At 32.5% G+C, this 2,081-nt stretch carries 1 protein-coding gene; it reads right to left on the reverse strand.

Annotated elements, in window-relative coordinates; genetic code table 11:
* The coding region (locus tag WBG30_RS01970; RefSeq protein WP_424502964.1) for a phage tail tape measure protein at positions 1–2,053 on the reverse strand (2,053 nt) is incomplete at its 3' end.
* Positions 2,054–2,081 lie beyond the last annotated feature (28 nt).

Genomic DNA, 2,081 nt, shown 5'->3' on the forward strand with positions numbered 1-2,081 from the left:
TACCCAAAGATAACATCCCATTTCCTAAAGTTTTAAAACCTGTACCTGCAATAGAAGCACCTGCTTTTAAAGCTTCAAAGGATTTCTTACTATTAGTAGTTAAGAAATTAAAAGCAGTTCCACCATGAGTTTTAATTCCGGTAAATAATGATCTAAATTTAGATTTACTACCAGAAATAACAGGACCCCATTGTTTCCACTCTTTTATTTTTTTACCTGCAGACATAAATGCCTTATAGTCATCTTTCATTTTAAATACTTGCTCTAGTCCTAACCTAGCTCCACCTGAAGCTAACCTTAATCCTACTAATCCTGTAATACCATAAGCTACTGCTTTATACATTCCTGGATGATTTTCTGTAAATGAATTAATTCCATCAGTTAGAGAAGTTATACCGGTTGTGGTACTTTTGATAGCAGGTAACATTAAACTAGTAAATGACATGACTAATTGTCTACTAGATTTAATTGCTACTTTCATTGAACTAGCAGTTGTATCCATCTTATTTTTTAGCTCTGACATCGAACTACCGGAATAGCCTGATTTGTCTTTAACTAATTTTAAGTTCTCTCCTAAAAATTTTAAATTATCTGTTAATAGTGGAACTGTAGTCAGTGCTTCTTCACCAAATAGTTGTTTGGTTACTGCTAATTGTTCTGATTTATCTAATTGTTTAATTTGTTGGAATACTTTAAACATTGTTCCAGTGGCATCATCTTGTAGTTCTACACTTAAATTTACTGGATCTAGTCCTAGTTTCTGTAAAGCTTTTAGTTTATCTCCACTAGCTGAAGCCCCTGCGCTTAAAGTAGTAAATACTTTTTGTAATCCTGTAGCTGCTCTTCCAGTATCTGACACTCCTAATGCTATTAAAGTACCACCTAGAGCTGCTGTTTCTGCTTCAGAAAAATTAGCTATCTTACCTAAACTTCCAATTCTTGTGGTTAGTTCAGCAATCTGTGCAGGAGAAGCCTTTATTTTAGCTCCTAAATAGTTCATTTTATCTGCGAGATCTACTACTTCACCTTGAGTCATTTTGAACGATTGTCTCCAAGTAGCTAACATATCGCCTGCTTGTCCTGTATCCATATCAAAAGCTACAGATACCATTGCAGTGTCCTTTGTAAACTTTGTAAGTTCGTTCATTTTTATACCAGCTTGACCTGCAGCTGCAGCAATATCATAAATTTGATTATTGAATAGAGGTAACTCCTTAGTTGCGCTCAGAATATCCCTTTTGAATTTAAGAGCTTCTTTACCTTGTAATCCTGTAGTTTTCTTTACATCTGCAAAGGCTGATTCATCATCTATGGCAAACTTAACTCCTACACCTAGAGCTACTGCTTGCCCAACTCCTCTATAAAGAGAATTTCTCCCTTTTTCTTTATTGGAATCTCTAAACTTTTTAAATCTTTCTTGATTCTCTTGGTGTAAAGCTTTTTTCATCTCTTTTGATAATTTGATTCTTTCTTCATACATTTTAGTTATTTCTGTATCTCTAGCTAATCTATTCTGTTGCTTTGAAACTTTACTTATTTGTTTAGATAGTTCTTCTTGGCTCATACCATATTTATTTGATTCCTGTTTAACCGACTTCATTTTACGCATCATATCGGTTAAAGATTTTCTTTCTTTTTCTGTACTAGCTCTTAATTTATCTTCAGCTAATTTAGCCTTTTGGAATTCATTAACCATTTTCTTAGTTGGATTAGATGTTTTTTCTAAAACATTTTTTAAATCTTTTGTTTTCTTAGTCAACTCAAATAAAGATCTTTGCTGTTCTGAATAAGTTTTTCTACCTTTAGTAAATTGAGTTTCTAGTTTTTTACTTTTCTCTTCTAACTTTGAGATCTCACGGCTAGTAGTTTTAAGATTTCTCATTTCATTACTTAACTTTCTAACTTCTTCTGAACCTTTAGCAAAATTTATATCTTTAACTTTTTTCATATGATCACTAAGTTTTTTTACTTCTTTAGAACTCTGATTAAAACTTTTGGTTAAGGAGGGATCTAGCTTTCCTCCAATTTTTAATATAAAATCTCTATTACTCACTAGGTATCGCCTCCAACCAATTAACCAA

The organism is Psychrilyobacter sp. (assembly GCF_049671765.1).
In the GTDB taxonomy this organism is placed as follows: Bacteria; Fusobacteriota; Fusobacteriia; order Fusobacteriales; family Fusobacteriaceae; genus Psychrilyobacter.